The sequence below is a fragment of the Nocardia sp. NPDC005978 genome, from assembly GCF_040614455.1.
GTDB lineage: Bacteria > Actinomycetota > Actinomycetes > Mycobacteriales > Mycobacteriaceae > Nocardia.
This window is the reverse complement of the sequence record NZ_JBEXUS010000144.1, coordinates 1-18,600: the sequence shown is the minus strand read 5'-3', so window position 1 is coordinate 18,600 and position 18,600 is coordinate 1. Positions and strand designations below refer to the sequence as shown.

General features: G+C 67.9%; 19 protein-coding genes. 15 read left to right on the top strand and 4 right to left on the bottom strand.

The window, feature by feature from the left end:
* Positions 1-206: 206 nt before the first annotated feature.
* Positions 207-1,208 carry a sigma-70 family RNA polymerase sigma factor gene (locus ABZ319_RS36585; RefSeq protein WP_354991156.1) on the top strand — a complete coding sequence of 334 codons (1,002 nt, stop codon included), beginning with the start codon at positions 207-209 and terminating at the stop codon, positions 1,206-1,208.
* 117 nt (positions 1,209-1,325) lie between these two features.
* On the opposite strand, the gene ABZ319_RS36580 is transcribed toward ABZ319_RS36585, so the two are convergent.
* Positions 1,326-1,745, bottom strand: a complete 420-nt coding sequence (locus ABZ319_RS36580; RefSeq protein ID WP_354991155.1) for a VOC family protein — start codon at positions 1,743-1,745, stop codon at positions 1,326-1,328.
* A gap of 173 nt (positions 1,746-1,918) precedes the next feature.
* Between ABZ319_RS36580 and ABZ319_RS36575 the strand changes: the two genes are divergently transcribed.
* On the top strand, positions 1,919-3,115 hold the full coding sequence (locus tag ABZ319_RS36575; protein ID WP_354991154.1) for a glycosyltransferase: 1,197 nt from the start codon (positions 1,919-1,921) through the stop codon (positions 3,113-3,115).
* Between the two features lie 51 nt (positions 3,116-3,166).
* The gene (locus ABZ319_RS36570) at positions 3,167-3,862 is read left to right on the top strand and encodes a maleylpyruvate isomerase family mycothiol-dependent enzyme (protein ID WP_354991153.1); all 696 of its coding nucleotides are present in this window, start codon (positions 3,167-3,169) and stop codon (positions 3,860-3,862) included.
* Positions 3,863-3,895: 33 nt separating this feature from the next.
* On the opposite strand, the gene ABZ319_RS36565 is transcribed toward ABZ319_RS36570, so the two are convergent.
* From ABZ319_RS36565 to ABZ319_RS36555, 3 genes are all read right to left on the bottom strand, one after another.
* Complete coding sequence (locus ABZ319_RS36565) at positions 3,896-4,195, bottom strand: hypothetical protein (protein ID WP_354991152.1); 300 nt, start codon at positions 4,193-4,195, stop codon at positions 3,896-3,898.
* 150 nt (positions 4,196-4,345) lie between these two features.
* A complete protein-coding gene (locus tag ABZ319_RS36560; protein ID WP_354991151.1) occupies positions 4,346-5,473 on the bottom strand; it encodes an acyl-CoA dehydrogenase family protein in 1,128 nt (375 codons plus the stop codon).
* A 21-nt stretch (positions 5,474-5,494) separates the two neighbouring features.
* On the bottom strand, positions 5,495-6,682 hold the full coding sequence (locus ABZ319_RS36555; protein ID WP_354991150.1) for an acyl-CoA dehydrogenase family protein: 1,188 nt from the start codon (positions 6,680-6,682) through the stop codon (positions 5,495-5,497).
* A 153-nt stretch (positions 6,683-6,835) separates the two neighbouring features.
* Here ABZ319_RS36555 and ABZ319_RS36550 point away from each other — a divergent pair, with 153 nt between their 5' ends.
* The 12 genes from ABZ319_RS36550 to ABZ319_RS36495 all read left to right on the top strand — a co-directional run bounded on the left by ABZ319_RS36550 (position 6,836) and on the right by ABZ319_RS36495 (position 18,495).
* Positions 6,836-7,024, top strand: coding sequence for a ferredoxin (locus tag ABZ319_RS36550; protein WP_354991149.1), 189 nt, complete (start codon positions 6,836-6,838; stop codon positions 7,022-7,024).
* 44 nt (positions 7,025-7,068) lie between these two features.
* A complete protein-coding gene (locus ABZ319_RS36545; protein ID WP_354991148.1) occupies positions 7,069-7,971 on the top strand; it encodes a 3-oxoacyl-ACP reductase in 903 nt (300 codons plus the stop codon).
* A gap of 301 nt (positions 7,972-8,272) precedes the next feature.
* On the top strand, positions 8,273-9,037 hold the full coding sequence (locus ABZ319_RS36540; RefSeq protein ID WP_354991147.1) for an ABC transporter permease: 765 nt from the start codon (positions 8,273-8,275) through the stop codon (positions 9,035-9,037).
* A 17-nt stretch (positions 9,038-9,054) separates the two neighbouring features.
* Positions 9,055-9,894: an ABC transporter permease gene (locus ABZ319_RS36535; protein ID WP_354991157.1), complete on the top strand. Its 840-nt coding sequence runs from the start codon at positions 9,055-9,057 to the stop codon at positions 9,892-9,894.
* 10 nt (positions 9,895-9,904) lie between these two features.
* Positions 9,905-11,155, top strand: coding sequence for an MCE family protein (locus tag ABZ319_RS36530; protein ID WP_354991146.1), 1,251 nt, complete (start codon positions 9,905-9,907; stop codon positions 11,153-11,155).
* Positions 11,152-12,177: an MCE family protein gene (locus ABZ319_RS36525; RefSeq protein WP_354991145.1), complete on the top strand. Its 1,026-nt coding sequence runs from the start codon at positions 11,152-11,154 to the stop codon at positions 12,175-12,177. The genes ABZ319_RS36530 and ABZ319_RS36525 overlap by 4 nt, the downstream gene beginning before the upstream one ends.
* 2 nt (positions 12,178-12,179) lie before the next feature.
* Positions 12,180-13,244, top strand: coding sequence for an MCE family protein (locus tag ABZ319_RS36520; protein ID WP_354991144.1), 1,065 nt, complete (start codon positions 12,180-12,182; stop codon positions 13,242-13,244).
* Positions 13,241-14,488 carry an MCE family protein gene (locus ABZ319_RS36515; RefSeq protein WP_354991143.1) on the top strand — a complete coding sequence of 416 codons (1,248 nt, stop codon included), beginning with the start codon at positions 13,241-13,243 and terminating at the stop codon, positions 14,486-14,488. Before ABZ319_RS36520 ends, ABZ319_RS36515 begins: the two co-directional genes overlap by 4 nt.
* Entirely contained in the window at positions 14,488-15,711 is a 1,224-nt protein-coding gene (locus ABZ319_RS36510; protein WP_354991142.1) for an MCE family protein, read from the top strand. The genes ABZ319_RS36515 and ABZ319_RS36510 overlap by 1 nt, the downstream gene beginning before the upstream one ends.
* Positions 15,712-15,716: 5 nt before the next feature.
* Entirely contained in the window at positions 15,717-17,165 is a 1,449-nt protein-coding gene (locus tag ABZ319_RS36505) for an MlaD family protein (protein WP_354991141.1), read from the top strand.
* Complete coding sequence (locus tag ABZ319_RS36500) at positions 17,162-18,004, top strand: hypothetical protein (RefSeq protein WP_354991140.1); 843 nt, start codon at positions 17,162-17,164, stop codon at positions 18,002-18,004. The genes ABZ319_RS36505 and ABZ319_RS36500 overlap by 4 nt, the downstream gene beginning before the upstream one ends.
* A complete protein-coding gene (locus ABZ319_RS36495; protein ID WP_354991139.1) occupies positions 18,001-18,495 on the top strand; it encodes a h domain protein in 495 nt (164 codons plus the stop codon). The genes ABZ319_RS36500 and ABZ319_RS36495 overlap by 4 nt, the downstream gene beginning before the upstream one ends.
* Positions 18,496-18,600 lie beyond the last annotated feature (105 nt).

Genomic DNA, 18,600 nt, shown 5'->3' with positions numbered 1-18,600 from the left:
AACAAAAATTTTTTTTTGGTTTTTGTTTGTGTTGTACAGAGTTGTCATTTACCCCGCTGCGCCCCCGCCCCGCGCCCCCCCCCCCCCGCCCGGCCCCCCCCCCCCCCGGGGGGGCCCCACGGCCCGTTTCGCACCTCGTGCCACACACTCCACAGTGTGGTTTCGTTCCGTTCTGCTTGTCGGTGGGTTGTGCAAGAGTGTTGGACATGACCGAGAAGGCCGGAGGGTCGGCCACTATCACCGATGACGTGCTGCGCTCCTTCGAGGGCCATCGGCGCGAACTGTGCGCATACGCGTACCGAATGCTCGGCTCCTCCTTCGAGGCCGAGGACGCGGTACAGGAGACCTTCACCCGGGCCTGGAAGTCCTACGACTCGTTCGAGGGTCGCTCCAGCCTGCGGTCCTGGTTGTACAAGATCACCACCAACGTCTGCCTCGACATGCTCGACGGCCCGCAGCGCCGGGCCCGGCCCATGGACCTGTCCGGGGCCAGTACCCCCGACACCCCGCTGCCGCCGCCGGAGCCGGATTACGTATGGGTGGAACCGATTCCGAACGCGCTGGCCTTCGGCGCGGATCCGGCAGAGGCCGCCAGCGCGAAGGACACCCTGCGGCTGGCCTTCGTCTCCGCCGTCCAGCATCTGCCCGCCACCCAGCGCGCGATCCTGATCATGCGCGAGGTGCTGCGCTTCTCCGCCAGCGAGACCGCCGACATGCTCAACGTGTCCCCGGCCTCGGTGAACAGCGCGCTGCAGCGGGCGCGCGCCACCATGTCCAAGGCGCAGGAGACCGCCACCCCGTCCGATGTGCTCGACGAATCGAACGAGCAGCAGCGCAAACTCATCGACGATTTCGTCACCGCCTTCGAGTCGTACGACATGACCGCGCTGACCGAACTGCTCAAAGCCGATGTGGCGCTGTCGATGCCGCCCTTCTCGCTGTGGATCTCCGGGCCCGAGAACGTGGCCGCGTTCATGCTCTCCACCGGTTCGGCCTGCCGCGACTCGCGGCTGGTGCGGCTCGAGGGCGCGAACGGGCTGCCCGCGTTCGGCCACTACAAGCCCGGCGACGAGCCCGGGGTGTGGGTGCCGTGGTCCATCACCGTCCTCGAGCTCGACGGCGATCGGGTCGCGGGGCTCAATTTCTTCCTCGACACCGATAAGCTCTTCCCGCTCTTCGGCCTCGCCAAGGAATACCGCGAGGATTAGGCCCCGTCGCCGCACAGGCGGGACGCGCCGGGGTGGTACCGGCGCACCGCGGCGACATGCGTGAACGGCCCGCCGGGTGAAAACCCGGCGGGCCGTTCGCTTTTCAGGGGTACGGGCTCAGTTCGCGCCGGGGTAATCCATGAAGAAGGGCTCCCACTGGTGACCGTCCGGATCGATGAAGGTGCGGCCGTGCATGCCGGCCTGGGCCTCCTGGGCGCGCTTGTCGTCGTTGACCTCCTCGGTGGCGCCCGCGGCGACCGCGGCGTCGACGAGGGCGTCGACCTCCTGGGCACTGCCCAGCGCCAGCGCGTAGGCGGCGTGGATACTGGAACGGGTGTCGGCCAGCGGGCGCTTGCTGAAGGTCGGGAAGAACTCCTTGGTCAGCAGCATGAGGCAGATATTGTCGTCGATGACGATGCAGGCGGCGTTGCTGTCGGTGAAGTCCTGGTTCACCTTCCAGCCCAGCGCCTCGTAGAAGTCCTTGGACTTGTCGAGGTCGGCGACGGGGAGATTGATGAAAATCATCTTGCTGGCCATGGTGGTGTTCCTTTCCTCCGCAATCCGTTTGCGTGTGCGCGTTTCGTAGGTAGTGACGAACCGGGCGCGGGAAACTCATCGGCCGTGCTCGATGTGGCCTGTGCCACACGATTTCGTCATCGGTCGGTCGCGTGCGGCCCGGCCGTGACAGAGTGACCAACAGGAGGTGCCTGATGAAGTACAGCTACCTGGTCGCGCTCACCGGCAGCGGCGGCACGGTGCCGCCGGAACTGGGGGTGGTGCGCCGCCTAGTGGCTCGCGGGCATCGCGTCACCGTGCTGGCCGAGGAGTCGCTGACCGCGGCGATCACCGCCACCGGCGCGCGGTTGCGGCCGCGCGCGGGCGCCGGATTCGCCCGCGACATCGCCGACGAGATCGACGGTGAACGGCCCGATATGGTGCTGGCCTCGTATTTCGCCTTCGGCGCCATGGTCGCGGCGCAGGCCTGCGAGGTGCCGTTCGTGGTGCTGATTCCGGGGATCTATCCGCTGCCGGTGGAGGGCGGGCCGCCGCCGGGCTCCGGATTCGGGCTCTCGCACGGTCCGGTGACGCGCTGGCGGGACCGCGTGGTGGGCGGCCTGGTGCAGCGGCGCTGGGACGAGGAGTTGCTACCCCAGCTCAACGCGCTACGCGCGGGGTTCGGGCTGGAGCGCCTCGCGCACTATCAGGATCAGGCGCAGCTGGCCTACCGGCAGCTCGTATTGTCCAGTGAGGCTTTCGATTTCCCCGCGCAGCGCCCCGACGGCGTGCGCTGGGCCGGGCCGATCCTCGATGATCCGTACTGGAGCGCGGAGTCGGACTGGACGGTTCCGGACGGCGGTGAGCCGCTGGTGCTGGCCTCGCTGTCCACCACGTTCCAGCAGCAGACCGACTGCCTGCAGCGCATCGCCGACGGGCTGGGCAGGCTGCCGGTGCGCGGGGTGATCACCACCGGGCCGGCCGTCTCGCCGCTCGATATCGTCGCGCCGGCCAACGTGCAGGTGCTCGCGGCGGCGCCGCACCACGAGGTCATGCGGCACGCGAGCCTGGTGATCACGCACGGCGGGCACGGCACGCTGCTCAAGGCGCTGGCCGCCGATCTGCCCGCGGTGATCCTGCCGCACGGGCGCGATCACGCCGACAACGCCGCCCGGGCGCGGGCGCACGGCACCGCGATCCTGTTGCACCGCACCGCGACTCCGCAGCGGATCGCCGCGGGGGTCCGGCGCGCACTGCGCACCCCGGCCCTGTATCGCGCGGCCGCCGAACTGGGCCGGGTGATCCGGCGCGACGCCATGGGCGAGTTGCTCATGCGCGAACTCGAGCCCTCGCCCGATCACCCCGACCCGGTGGCCGAGCGCATCGCGCACATTCGCGAATTCGAGTCCTGACTACCGCGACAACCCGAGCGCGGGCGGCGTCGCGCGGTTAGCGTGAGGCGTATGGACTTCCTGCCGGTACTGCGCGACAAGCTCGCCGCCTACGGCGCGCTGCTGACCCCCGACGCCGACCTGGACGCGCCGGTGCCGTCGTGCGGTGAGTGGACGCTCTACGACCTGACCGATCACCTGGTGCAGGGCAATCTGTGGGTGGTGACCGCGGTCGCGGAGGGGCGCGGCAATCACCACGGCGAGCCCGCGCCGCGCGATCCCGCGGCCCTGCGCGCGAGTTTCGACGCCAGCGCCGCGGCCATCGTCGAGTCCCTCTCCGCCGCACCGGAAACCCCCGCCTGGACCTTCACCAGCGCGATGCCCCGCAACGTCGGCTTCTGGCGCCGCCGCCGCGCCCAGGAAACCCTGATGCACCTGTGGGACGCCCAGGCCGCCCTCGGCAAACCCGACCCCTTCGAGCTCGACCTCGCCCTCGACGGCATCACCGAGGTCTTCGAACTCTTCGCCCCCCGCATGGTCTCCCGCGGCCTGGCCCCCGAACCCGCCGCGGCCCTGACGGTCCGCGCCACCGACGCCGACCGCACCTGGACCTACGGCCCCGGTACCCCGGTAGCCGAAATAGCCGGTCCCGCATCGGATCTGCTGCTCGTGCTGTGGGGCCGCAAACCCGCCGGCGACCCGGCCTCGGCCTGGAACGGCGACCGTGCCGCCGGTGAACGAATCCTCGCGGGTCCGCTGGTGCCCTAGGCGCCGGGTCGCGGGAGCCGGTTCGCCCAACCGCTAGTGCTCGGCGCGACCGAGGAGACCGCCGTAGCAGCCGTAGGGAATAGCTTCACCCACGTGCGAGGCCTGCCCCGTGATGTATGTGCCGCCGGTGAACATGCACACCAGCAGGGCGAGCGGGTCGCCGGTCGTGCCGGTGGAGCCGGTGTCGGCGAACTTCGAGCTGCCCGCGCTGGAGCCGGAGCCGGCGACCTGGCCGGCGGCGGGAACGGTTGTGGCGGCGGCCGTTCCGATGCCTGCGATCAGGATGGCTGCGGAAGCGCTTATCGCCGCAACGAGTTTCGTACCGATCGACATCGTGGATTCACCCTTCGTCACGAACTGTGGTCGGTCGAAAGTACCTGTCACCGGAACAAGTGAAACGCCATGATTTCTGTGGGCTCACACAACTGAGCGGCGGCACCCGGAAGTGCCGCCGCTCAGTATCTTTCGGTTCTCAGGCGAAAGTCAGTTCGCGGGGTCCGCGAGGATCGCGCCGAGGGCGCGGAGGTGGTCGTTCGCGCCGCCGAGGACGAACTCGTTGTGCTTGGCGGCGGTGAAGTACTGGTTCACGATGTGGTCGCGGTCGATGCCCACGCCGCCGTGCACGTGGACCACGGTGTGGGCCACGCGGTGGCCGGCGTCGGCGGCCCAGAACTTCGCGGTGTGGACCTCGGCGGCGGCGGGCAGATCCTCGGCCAGGCGCCAGGCGGCCTGCTGCACGGCCAGGCGCACGCCCTGGACGTCGATGTAGGCGTCGGCCAGGCGCTGGGCCACGGCCTGGAAGCTGCCGATCTTGCGGGTGAACTGCTCCCGCTCGCGGGCGTAGTCCGCGACCAGCTCCAGGCCCTTCTCCACGGTGCCGAGCTGGGTGGCGGCCAGGCCGAGCCAACCGCGCTCGAGCAGCCAGTTCAGGATGTCCGCGCCCTGCTCCACGGTGCCGACCAATTCGGCCGGGGTACCGGCGAATTCGACCTCGGCGGCGGGGGAGCGGTCGGTGATGATCTGGTCCTCGATGCGCACCGAGGCGTCGGCGGCGTCGACCAGGAACACCGCGGGCGCGCCGTCGACGCTGGCGGAGACCAGGATCCGGGCGGCCTGGCGGGCGAACGGCACACCGGTCTTCACGCCGGTGAGCTGCCAGCCGCCGTTGTCCGCCGCGGTGGTGGCCGGGGCGGCGGGCTCCCAGTTGCGCTCCTCGGTCAGCGCGGCGGTCAGGATGATCTCGCCGCTCGCGGCCTGCGCGGCCGCGGCCCGCTGGGCCTCGTCGCCGAACTTCGCCAGCGCACCCGCGCCCAGCACGATCGACCACAGGTATGGCACGGGTGCGACGGACTTGCCGAGCTCGCGCAGGATCGCGGTCTGCTCCAGCACGCCGAAGTCGCTGCCGCCCACGGCTTCCGGCAGCGCCGCGGCCAGCACGCCGGTCTCGGCGAGCGAGCCCCACAGGCCGTCGTCGAAGCGCACGGTGCGCGCACCGGCGGCGTCGGTGTTCTTGTCCAGTTCGCGCAGCCGGTCGGCGGTGACGAGCTTGCCGGTGACCTCGGCCGTCAGCCGGGCGAGGTCCTGCTGCGCCTCTGTGAGAGTGAAATCCATGATGGTTTACCTGAATTCGGGTTAGCGCGCGGCGGCGGGCTGCTTGAGGGCGGTCATGGCGATGATGTCGCGCTGCACCTCGTTGGTGCCGCCGCCGAAGGTCAGGATGAGGCAGGCGCGGTGCATGCGCTCGAGCCGGCCGCGCAGCTGCGCGCCCGCGGAATCCTGGCGCAGGTAGCCCTGCGGCCCGAGCACCTCCATGAGCGCGCGGTACGCCTCGGTGGCCAGTTCGGTGCCGTACACCTTGCAGGTGGAGGCGTTCCACGGGCGCGGGGCCGCGCCGGCGTCGGCGCCCGAGGCCAGCTCCCAGTTCAGCAGCTTGAGGAACTCGACCTTGGCGTGCACGCGGGCCAGGGCGACCTGCACCCATTCCTGGTCGATCACGCGGGAACCGTTGGCGGCCTTGGTGTTGCGCGCCCACTCGGTGGTCTGCGCGACGGCCAGCTGCAGCGGCGCGGCCGAGGTCAGCGCGACCCGCTCGTGATTGAGCTGGTTGGTGATGAGCGCCCAGCCGCCGTTCTCCGGGCCGACCATGTCCGCGTGCGGGATGCGCACGTCCTGGTAGTAGGTGGCGCTGGTGTCCGGACCGGCCATGGTGTGCACCGGCGTCCAGGAGAAGCCCTCGGCATCGGTGGGCATGATGAACATCGAGATGCCCTTGTGCTTCTTGGCGCTCGGGTCGGTGCGCACCGCCAGCCAGACGTAGTCGGCGTAGGCGATGAGCGAGGTCCACATCTTCTGCCCGTTGACGACCCAGTCGTCACCGTCGCGCACCGCGCCGGTGCGCAGCGAGGCCAGGTCGGTGCCCGCGCCCGGCTCGGAATAGCCGATGGCGAAGTGCAACTGGCCCGCGGCGATCTTGGGCAGGAAGAACTTCTTCTGCTCCTCGGTGCCGTAGTGCATGATCGTCGGCGCGACCGAGTTGATGGTCAGGAACGGCACCGGCGCGCCCGCGATGGCGGCCTCGTCGGTGAAGATCAGCTGATCCATGGTGGGCCGATCCTGGCCGCCGTACTCCTTGGGCCAGCCCAGGGCGAGCCAGCCGTCGCGGCCCATCTCCTCGACGACCTCGCGGTAGACATTGCCTTCGCCGTACTCACCGGTCTGCGCCGAGAGCGCTTCCCGCCGCTCCGGAGTGATCAGGCGGGCGAAATACTCACGCAGCTCAGCGCGTAGCTGTTCCTGTTGCGGCGTGTATGCGATCCGCATATTGGCACCTCTAGCCTTCGTGTCAGGGTTCTGCCGATCATGACACAGCGGGTGGAACATGTTCCAGTATCGGCGCTTGTAAGGCCGCACTTGCTACCCCTCGCGCCGATGGTGTTGTTACGCTCGCCCCACTGTTGTGCAAAGGAGTTGGCTATGAAGGTCACTGTTGATCTCGACCAGTGCGAGGCGAACGGAATCTGCGTCGGAATCGCACCTGACGTGTTCGATCTCGATGACGACGATGTCCTCCACATCATCGGCGCGGAGGTACCGGCCGGTAGCGAGTCCGATGTCGAGACCGCGGTGGCGCAGTGCCCCAAAGCGGCCCTCAAGATCGTCTGAATCCGGCCTTGCTCGCCGGGTGTAACACGTTCTAGAGTCGGCCGGTGAGCGAATCTGATGTGAGTCTTGCCGGCCGGGTGGCCATCGTCACCGGCGCGGGCGCCGGCCTGGGCCGGGCCGAAGCCCTGGAGCTGGCCCGCGCCGGCGCTTCGGTCATCGTCAACGACCTGGCCGAGAACGACGCGGTCAGCGCGACCCTCGCCGATATCCGCGCCCTCGGCGCGAAGGCCGAATTCGTCGCGGGCAGCATTGCCGAGCGGTCCACCGCCGACGCCCTGATCAGTACCGCCGAGAACACCTTCGGCGGTCTGGACATCATCGTCAACAATGCCGGAATCACCCGCGACAAGATGCTTTTCAATATGTCCGACGAGGATTTCGACGCGGTGATCGCGGTGCATCTGCGCGGCCATTTCCTGCTGACCCGCAACGCGGGCGCGTTCTGGCGGGCGAAGTCGAAGGAGGCCGGCGCGCCGGTCTACGGCCGGATCGTGAACACCTCGTCCGAGGCCGGTCTGCTGGGCCCCGCCGGGCAGGCGAACTACGGCGCCGCCAAGGCGGGCATCACCGCTCTGACCCTCTCGGCCTCGCGGTCGCTGTCGGCCTTCGGCGTCCGTTCCAATGCCATCTGCCCGCGCGCGCGGACGTCCATGACGGAGAAGGTCTTCTCCGCGGCCCCGGAGCAGGGTCCGGATCCGCTCTCTCCCGACCATGTGGCGCGCCTGGTGACCTTCCTGGCCTCCCCGGCCGCCGACGCCGTCAACGGGCAGTTGTTCGTCGTCTACGGGCCGATGGTAGCGCTCATGGCCGCCCCTGTCGTGGAACGTCGTTTCGACGCCGACGGTGAATGGAGCACCGCGAATCTCGCGGACACACTGGGCGGATACTTCGCCGAACGCGGTTCGGACGCTACGTTTTCCGCATCGGCCCTGATGGATCTCGGTTAGTACACCCTTTCCTACCGGTAGCCGGGCCGTTGCGCCCGGTTGCTTGGTTGATCATGTGACCAATAGTTGGTAGGAAGGGGGTTCATCTATGTGTGACGTCTCACAAAGACGTCCCGCACGCGGGGCGGAACTGCCGATGAACATGTTTCCAAAACTGGACAACAGTTCAGAAAGATCCCCAGTTCATAACCCTTGAAACCTTCCCAGACGGCACGAGAACGTGTTCTAATCTCTGGGCGGGATCGAGATCACATTCTGATCTCGTGAGCTATAGCTAGGCAGGGCAGGAGGAATCGCGGGAATGAATGATGTCCTCGCTGTACCGTTGCGGGCGGTCGGGGGGTTCTTCGAACTCGTCGGCGCAGTCGCCCGCGCCGCGGTGCGGCCACCATTCCAGCGACGCGAATTCGTCGATCAAGCATGGTTCGTCGCCCGGGTCTCCCTCGTTCCGACCCTTCTGGTGGCGATTCCATTCACCGTTCTGGTGATCTTCACTCTCAACATTCTTTTGCGCGAGATCGGAGCCGCCGACCTCTCGGGCGCGGCGACCGCATTCGGCGCCATCACCCAGGTCGGCCCGATGGTCACGGTGCTCATCGTGGCCGGCGCGGGCGCGACCGCCATCTGCGCGGATCTGGGCGCACGCACGATCCGCGAAGAGATCGACGCCATGAAGGTGCTCGGCATCGACCCGATCCAGCGCCTGGTCGTGCCGCGCGTGCTCGCCTCGATGTTCGTGGCCATGCTGCTCAACGGCCTGGTCTCCACCATCGGCATCCTCGGCGGCTTCTTCTTCTCGGTGTTCCTGCAGGACGTGAACCCGGGCGCGTTCGTCAGCGGCCTCACGCTGCTCACGCACCTGCCCGAACTGATCTTCTCCGAGATCAAGGCCACGCTGTTCGGCCTGATCGCCGGACTCGTCGCCTGCTACCTGGGCCTGAACGTCAAGGGCGGCCCCAAGAGCGTCGGCGACGCGGTCAACCAGACCGTCGTGTTCGCCTTCATGGCACTGTTCGTGGTGAACGTCGTCCTGACCGCCGCCAGCATCAAGTTCACGGCGCGGTGACGCAGGTGGCCTTCGTACTGCAGTCTCGTTTTCCCAAGGTGACACGCCGGGTGCAGCGCGTGTCCGACGGCTTCGACTCCGTCGGCAAGCACGCGATGTTCTACGCGCAGTCCATCGCCTCGGTCCCCAAGGCGCTCATCCACTACCGCACCGAGACCATCCGGCTCATCGCCGAGATCTCCATGGGCACGGGCGCGCTGGCCGTCATCGGCGGCACCGTCGTCATCGTCGGCTTCCTGACCCTGGCCGCCGGTGGCACCATCGCCGTGCAGGGCTACAGCTCGCTCGGCAACATCGGCGTCGAGGCCCTGACCGGCTTCTTCGCCGCCTTCATCAACGTGCGAGTGGCCGCGCCGGTCATCTCCGGCATCGGATTGGCGGCGACCCTGGGCGCCGGCACCACCGCACAGCTCGGCGCGATGCGCGTGTCCGAGGAGATCGACGCGCTCGAAGTCATGGCGATCCGGCCACTGCCGTTCCTCGTCGGCACCCGCATGCTGGCCGGCATCATCGCCATCATTCCGCTGTACTCCCTGGCCGTCATCGCCTCCTTCATGGCGAGCCGGTTCGCGACCGTTCAGATCTACGGACAATCGGCCGGTGTGTACGACCATTATTTCGAGACGTTCCTGATTCCCAGCGATATTCTCTGGTCATTCGCACAGGCGATCCTCATGGCCATGGCGGTCATGCTGATTCACACCTACTACGGCTACTACGCCGCGGGCGGCCCGGTGGGCGTGGGCGTCGCCGTCGGCAACGCGGTGCGGGCCTCGCTGATCGCGGTTGTCACGGTGACGCTGCTGGTCTCGCTGGCCATCTACGGCACCTCCGGCAATTTCCATCTCTCCGGGTAGGGCAGACGACATGGTGGGAACACAAAACGAAACGGCGCCTGGCCAATTGGCCGTCAGCGTCGCCCCGAAACCCCGGGCGAAGCGCGCCTCCGAACAGGGCTGGGTCATCAAGCTGGCCGGCGTCGGCCTGGTGCTCGGCCTGGTCGGCCTGGTGGTGCTGTCGCTGGTCAGCTTCGCGGGCGGATTCACCAACACCGCCGAGGTCACCGTCGCGTCGCCGCGTTCGGGCCTGGTCCTGGACCCCGACGCCAAGGTCAAGATCCGCGGCGTCGAGATCGGAAAGGTCGCCGGCATCGAGACCGTCGGCGACGGCGCCCGCATCACGCTCGCGCTCGATCCCGAGCAACTGAAACTGGTGCCGGCCAATGCCGTGGTGGATATTCGATCCACCACGATTTTCGGTGCGAAATACATCAATTTCGTTGCGCCGGAAAATGCTTCGAAGGAATCGCTGAAGCCGGGCGCGACCGTCGCGGCCGCCGACGTGACCGTCGAATTCAACACCATCTTCCAGAAACTCAGCGACGTGCTGGCGATGGCCCAGCCGGAAAAGCTCAACGCCACGCTGCTGGCGCTGGGCAGCGCGCTCGAGGGCCGCGGCGACAAGCTCGGCACCATGCTCGCCGACGGTGACACCTTCCTGAAGGACATCAATCCGAGCCTGCCCACGCTGCAGGAGGATCTGCGCAAGACCGCCTCTGTCGCCGGCACCTACGCCGACACCGTCCCGGATCTGTTGCGCACCACCGACAATCTCATCGTCACCGGTGACACGCTCGTGTCGCAGAAGTCGAAGGTGGACGACCTGCTCGTCAACCTCATCGGCCTCGCCGACACCTCGGGCGCGACGCTGGGGGAGAGCGAGAACGACCTCATCAAGTCGCTGCAACTGCTCACCCCGACCACGGGGCTGCTCAACGAGTACCGGACCGGCCTGGCCTGCGTCATCGACGGCCTGGGTTCCAACATCGACCTGATGAACCGGGTCATGGGCGGCAACTTCCCCGGTTTCGGTATGAACGCCAGCATCATGCCCGGCGGCACGCCGTACCAGTACCCGGAGGATCTGCCCAAGGTGAACGCCACCGGTGGCCCGCACTGCGAGAACATCATGGACCGGCCGTCGCCGCAGACGCGGGCGAAGTACCTGGTCACCGATACCGCCGAAGGGCACATCTGGATGCCGCCGACCGAGGGCATCCACCTCAACAAGACGGTGTTCGAAGTGCTCTTCGCCGGCGTTCCGGGGGTGACCCAGTGAAGTTCAAGCCGCACGCCACCAGCGTCAAGCTCGGAATCTTCGCGCTGACCATGATTCTCGTGCTCGCCGGACTGGCGGTCATCTTCAGCCAGATGCGTTTCTCCCGGGAGAACGGCTACAACGCGGTCTTCACCTCCTCCTCGGGCATGCTGCCCGGGGCGAAGGTGCGCATCGCGGGCGTGCCCGTCGGCTCGGTGTCCGACGTGTTCGTCGACGACGACAATCGCGCCCACGTCGAGTTCGACGTCGATCGCAAGTACCGCGTCTACGACAGCACCCGGCTCGCGATCCGCTACGAGAACCTGGTCGGCGACCGCTACCTCGAGCTGCTCGAGGGCCCCGGCAACGCGAAGGTGCTCTCCGACGGCGCCACCATCGGCCAGGATCGCACCGAGCCCGCGCTCGATCTGGACATGCTGCTCGGCGGCTTCAAACCCCTGCTGCGCGGCCTGAACCCGAATCAGGTCAACAGCCTGACCGAGGCGCTGCTGCAGGTCTTCCAGGGCCAGGGCGGCACCCTGGTCACCCTGCTCAACAGCGGCGGCGAGTTCGGCAAGACCCTGGGTGATCGCGATGCCCTGATCGGCAGCGTCATCACCAACCTGCGGACCGTGCTGGACACCATCGACTCGCGGTCGGAGCAGTTCGCCACGACGCTGGACGAGCTCCAGCGACTGGTGAGCGGCCTTGCGGCGGACAAGGATCCGATCGCCGACGCAATCCCGCGGATCGCCGGGGCCACCGGCGACCTCACCAACCTGCTGCAGGTGGCCCGCCCGGATCTGAAGGCGACCGTGGAACAGCTCGGCGCCGCGGCGACCATGCTCGACGACAACTCCGGCCAGTTGGACTGGGTCCTGAACGAACTGCCCGAGGCGTACCGCAAGTTCGCCCGCGTAGGCGCCTACGGCTCGTTCATGAACATCTACGTGTGCGGCACCGACCTGCTCATCGACGGCCCCAACGGGAAGCCGATGAAGATCAACCTGGCCGCGGCCCAGACCACGGGAAGGTGTGCCTAGTCATGAACACCGGAAACCGCGTAATCAACATCGGCATCGTGGGAATCGTGCTGGCGGTGACGATCTCGCTGTGCTCGCTGCAGTTCGACCGGCTGCCGCTGGTGCGCTCGGGCGCGTCGTTCTCGGCGTTCTTCGCCGACGCCGGCGGGCTGCTGCCGGGTGATCCCGTGCAGGTCGCCGGGGTGCGGTCCGGCCGGGTGGACTCGGTCGAACTGGACGGCCCGAAGGTGAAGGTCCGCTTCACCCTGAACGAGCAGATCGAACTGGGCGGCAAGACCACCGCGGCCATCAAGACCAACACGATGCTCGGCCGCAAGTCGCTCGAGGTGACCCCGGCCGGATCCGGCGCCATCCGTGGCGACGATCCGATCCCGTTGGAGCGCACCACTTCTCCGTACTCGCTCAACGACGCCCTGGGGGATCTGTCCACCACGGTCTCCGACCTCGACATGGAGTCGGTCAACAAGACCCTGGACACCCTCTCGGCCACCTTCGCCGACACCCCCGCGCCGCTGCGGTCGGCCCTGGACGGCATCACCGCCCTCTCGCGCAGCATCAACTCGCGCGATCAGGCGCTGACCGAACTGCTCACCAAGGCCCAGGGCGTCACCAAGGTGCTCTCGGACCGGGCGGCCAAGGTCAACGCGCTCATCGTGGACGGCAACAACCTGCTCGGTGAACTCGACGCCCGGCGCAGCGCGCTGAGCCAGATGATCGTGTACGTCAACGGTCTGGCCCAGCAGCTCACCGGCTTCGTCAACGACAACGAGGCGCAGCTCGGCCCGACCCTGGACAAGCTGAATTCGGTGCTGGCCCTGCTGCAGAAGAACAAGCAGAACCTCTCCGACGCGCTCGATGCCCTCGGCCCGTACGCCGGCGCCCTGGGCGAGCAGGTCGGCAGCGGCCCGTACTTCCAGGCCTACATCTCGAACGCGGCCAGCTACTACCTGCAGACGCTGGTGGACGCGCTGGTGTGGCCGGAGCATCTGCCGGACTCGCTGCGCAAGAGCTTCCTGCCCCTGCCCTCGTTCGATCCCAACACCCCCCTTCCGGAGCTGCCGCGATGAAATCACTCGCAAGCCTGCCCAAATGGGCGCGGATCGTCGCGGTGGTGGCGCTGGTCGCCCTGGTGATCGGTGGGGGATATGCCGCGCTGACCACCATCGGCACCAAGCAGATCACCGCCCAATTCCAGGCCACCAGCGGCATTTACGCCGGTGACGACGTGCGGATCCTGGGCGTGAAGGTCGGGTCCATCGACTCGGTCGAGCCCAAGGCCAACCAGGTCACCGTGAAGATGACCATCGACCGCGGCATCGACATCCCCGCCGACGCCAAGGCCGTCATCGTCTCGCAGTCGCTGGTCGCGGCGCGCTTCGTACAGATCGCGCCCGCCTACGACGGCGGCCCCAAGATGGCCGACGGCGCGACGGTGCCGATCGAGCGCACCGCCATCCCGGTGGAGTGGGACGACATCAAGGCCGAGTTGTCCAAGCTGGCAACCACTCTCGGCCCGGTCGGCCAGGACGAGCAGGGCTCGTTCGGACGCTTCATCGACGTCGCCGCCGACAACCTCGACGGCAACGGCGACGCCTTCCGCACGACCCTGCGCGAGCTGTCCAACACCATGGCCACGCTCTCGGACGGGCGCACGGACCTGTTCGCCACCATCCGCAATCTGCAGCAGTTCGTGGACGTGATCTCCAAGAGCAACGACCAGATCGTGCAGTTCGGCGGCCGGCTGGCCTCGGTGACCAGCGTGCTGGCCGGCGTCTCCGGCGATCTCGGTGCGGGCCTGGACAATCTGGACACCGCGGTGCAGGACGTCGAGCGTTTCATCGACAGCCGCGGCGGCGCCCTGACCGAGGATCTGGAGCGGCTCAACGACGTCGTCCAGCTGCTCGCGGACAAGAAGCCCGAGGTCGAGCAGGTGCTGCACCTGGCGCCCACCGCGCTGGTGAACTTCTACCAGCTCTACAAGCCCGCCACCGGCAGCCTCACCGGCTACCCCGTGCTCACCAACTTCGCCGATCCGCTGAGCTTCGTCTGCGGTTCGGTCAAGGCCCTCGAGGACAACCAGTCCGACCGCAGCGCCGACCTGTGCGCGCAGTACCTCGCACCGGTCATGCAGTCGATGGCGTTCAACTACCCGGGGCTCATGCTCGGCCCGGCCACGGCCGCCAGCGCCAAGCCCGAGGATCTGCAGTACAGCACGCCCGAGGTCGCCGCCGCCGCTGCCGCACAGCAGCGCGGTGCGCCGCAGAGCGTGCCGCAGGGCATCGCCGGACTCGCCATTCCGGGAGGGAACTGATGACGCGAGCACGACGCATTCGAGTGGCGGGCGTCGCCATGGGCATGACGCTCGCGCTCGGTACCGCCGGCTGCCAGTGGGACGGCGTGAACTCGCTGCCCCTGCCCGGCACCGTCGGCACCGACGGGGAGTCGTACCGGGTCCTGATCGAAATGCCGAATGTCACCACCCTGAACCGGAATTCGCCGGTCCGGGTCGATGACGTCACCGTCGGCACGGTCACCGGCATCGAGGTGGAGGGCTGGCACGCGCTGGTCACCGTGAGCCTGGAGAAGGGGGTGAAGCTGCCCGCCAACGCCACCGCGAAGATCGGTCAGACCAGCCTCCTGGGTTCCAACCACGTCGAGCTCGCGGTGCCGAAAGATGTAGCGGCACAGGGCGAACTGCGCGACGGTGATCGCATCACGCTCGAGCGCGCCGGGGTCTTCCCGACGACCGAGCAGGTGCTGTCCTCGCTGTCGGTGGTGCTCAACGGCGGCGGTATCAGCCAGCTGGAGAACATCACCAAGGAGCTGAACACCGCCTTCACCGGCCGCACCGACGCGATCGCCGATCTGCTGCCGCAGCTGGCGACGCTGACCACCAACCTGAACGCGCAGACCACCGACATCATCAACGCCATGAGCGGACTGGACCGGCTGTCCGGAACCCTTGCGGCGGAGAAGGATCGGCTCGGCGCGGCCATCGATCAGATCCATCCGGCGCTGACCGTGCTGGCGGACCGGCGCGAGAACATCACCGGAACCCTCACGGCGATGGGCAATCTCAGCGATATCGTGCACCGCATCATCAGCGAGAGCGGCGACGACCTCAAGGCCAACCTGGCCAACCTGTGGCCGACGCTCGAGACCCTCGCGGGCACCAGCGACAACATCGCCGGCGCGCTGAACATGCTGCTCTCGTTCCCGTTCCCGCTGAAGAACCTCGATCGCTACATGCGCGGCGACTACATGAACGTCAAGATGATGTTCGACCTCACCGCCGCCCGCCTGGACGCCAACTTCCTGACCGGCACCCCGCTGGGCGGCCGCTTCGGCGGCATCGAAGGCGCGCTCGGGGCCTACTCGGGTCCCGCCGGCGAGAAGAACGACCCGTCGATCGCCCCGCTGCAGCCGGCGCCCCCGTCCGATCCGACGACCCAGCCGGTGCCCAGCATCCCGGGTCTGCCCCCGATCCCGGGCCTGCCCGCGATCCCGGGTATCACCGTGCCGCAAGGGGGTTAAGGACCATGAAACTCACCCGCTTCGTCAAGTTCCAGCTCGTCGCGTTCTCCATCCTCACGGTGGTCGGCCTGATCGTGATGGGTGGCACCTACGTGGGGCTGCCCAACATGCTCTTCGGCATCGGCCACTACGAGGTGACCGTGAAACTGGCCGCCACCGGCGGCCTGTACGAGCACGCCAACGTGGCCTACCGCGGCCTCAACGTCGGCAAGGTGAAAGAGGTCCGGCTCACCCCCGAGGGTGTGGACGCGAAGCTCTCCATCGACAGCGACTACAAGATCCCCGCCGACGTGGACGCCTGGGTGCGCAGCGTCTCGGCCATCGGCGAGCAGTACGTCGATCTCAAGCCGGTCGATGATCCGCAGGGCGGCAACCTCTCCGACGGCTCGGTGATCCCGGTGGATCGCACCCAGCTGCCCCAGGACGTCGGCACCCTGCTCGATCAGACCGATCGCCTGCTCTCCAGCGTCGCCGACACCCGGCTGCGCCTGGTCATCGACGAGGCCTTCAAGGCGTTCGACGGCGCCGGACCGGAACTGGCCCGGCTCATCGACTCCGCGTCGCTGCTGGTGCAGGAAGCCAAGGACAACACCCAGGTGACCAAGGATCTGATCGATCAGATCGGGCCGCTGCTGGACACCCAGATCGAGTCCGATCAGGCCATGCGCACCTGGACCTCGAGCCTGGCGACGGTGACCGACCAACTGCGCGAACACGATCCGGCCCTGCGCAGCGTGCTGAACAACGCGCCGGGCGCGCTGAGCAAGGCGTCGCAGCTGTTCCAGGATCTGCAGCCCACCCTGCCGCTGCTGGCCCGCAACCTGGTCAGCGTCGGTCAGGTCGCGGTCACCTACAACGCCGGTATCGAACAGCTCATGGTGGTCTACCCGCCGCTGGTCGCGGCGCTGCTGACCGCGGCCAAGACCAGCCCGGAGGAGTACGGCGTCCGCGTCGACTTCATGGTCAGCCTCAACGACCCGCCCGGCTGCACCCTGGGCTTCCTGCCGCCCGAGCAGCGGCGCGGCCCGGACGAGTGGCGCGGCGAGGTGCCGGACACCCCGAGCGGCATGTACTGCAAGACCCCGGTCGATTCCAAGGAAGAGGTCCGCGGTCTGCGCAACATCCCGTGTATGGAGGTGCCGGGCAAGCGTGCTCCGACGCCGGAGCTGTGCCGCGATCCCGAGGGCTACGTGCCGGCGGGCGTGAACTCCGCGGCGGTCGCGCCGCGCAGCGACGCCGTCACCGGTGGCGCGGCGCCAGCGAACAATCAGCAGCCCGCGAGTGGCCAACCGGATACCCAACCTGCCGGTGTGACGACGCGCACGTATGATCCGAAGAACGGTACGTATGTCGGACCAGACGGTCTGCTTTATCGACAGGCAGACATCGCGAAAGATGGTTCGGGAACCGTTCCGGTGAATTGGCAGTCAATGCTCCAGGAGCAGCAAAAATGAGTGAAACCAGTTCGGTGAACGGTCGGAACCGACGCAAGGCACAGCGGTCCGAAGGGCCGCCACCGGCGACGGACGTCACCGAACAGGTCGATGTCACGGTCTCCACGGCGAAGACGGCCGCCCCCGCGGCGGCCGCCACCGTGAAGATCGGCAAGCAGTCCGACCCGGTCGCGGATTCCGACTCCGCGACCGGCGCCGAGACCGCCGCGCCCGTCGCCGCCGAGGAGGCGAAAGCGGCCGGGACGGTCGATCTCGGCAAGGCCGAGGCACCGGCGGCGGTCGCCGCCGAGCCCGCCGAGCCCGCGGCCGAGGCCGCGAGTGAAGCGGCGGGCGAGCCCGGCGCGAAGACCCCTCGCAACTGGCCGGTTACCGCGCTGGCCGCCGCCGCCGCGGTAGCGATCATCGCGCTCGTGGTCAGCCTCGCCTTCTGGATCCCGGCCTACCGCGACAGCGGCGACGCCGACGGCCTGCGCGCGGACTACGCCCAGACCGCCAAGCAGGCGATCCTCAACATCACCACGATCAAGGCCGACAGCGCGGCCGCGGACATCGACCGCGTGCTGTCGGTGGCCTCGGGCCAGCTCGCCGCCGAGTACTCCTCGCGCAAGGACGCCTACGCCGACGTGGTCAAGACCGCGAACGTGAAGGCCACCGGCGAGATCATCGAGGTCGCCATCGAGTCCACGACCGACAGCAGCGCCCAGGTGCTCGTCGCGGCCAAGCAGACGCTGACCAACGCGGGATCCGCCGAACCGCAGCAGCGGTACTACCGCTTCCGCGTCACGGTCACCCGCGACGGCGACCACTTCACCGCCTCCCAGTTGGAGTTCGTGGCATGAGAATCAAGCGCACCCTCACCCTGCCCATGGTCGCGATCGCCCTGATCGCCATCGCCGCGGTACTCGCGGGAGCCGGCTTCCTGGGTTACAAGACCTACGAATACGACCAACTGGATCAGGCGCGCGAGAGTTCGGTGGCAGCGGCTCGCACGACGGTCGAGTCCATGTTCAGCTACGACTTCAAGACCGTTGACGACAAGCTGCCCAAGGTCGCGGACAACCTGACCCCGGGCTTCCGCGGCGACTATCTCAAGCTGGTCACCGAGGCCATCGCGCCGGGAGCCAAGGAGAAGCAGCTCACCGTGCAGGCCTCCTCGCAGGCCGGCGGCGTGATCTCGGCGGGTACCGAGCGCGCCGAGGTGCTGCTGTTCCTCAACCAGATCACCACCAGCAAGGACAAGCCGGAGGCCACCACCAGCGGCAGCCGCGTGAAGGTGGAGCTGGAGAAGGACGGTGACCGCTGGCTGGTCGCCGAGGTCACCCCGATCTAACCGGTTCCCCCGTCCGCCCCCGCCGGGTATGCGTTTTCGCCCGGCACAGGGGCGCCGAGAGCCCGAAAACGAGCGTGCCCCCGACGGTTCAGAAACCGTCGGGGG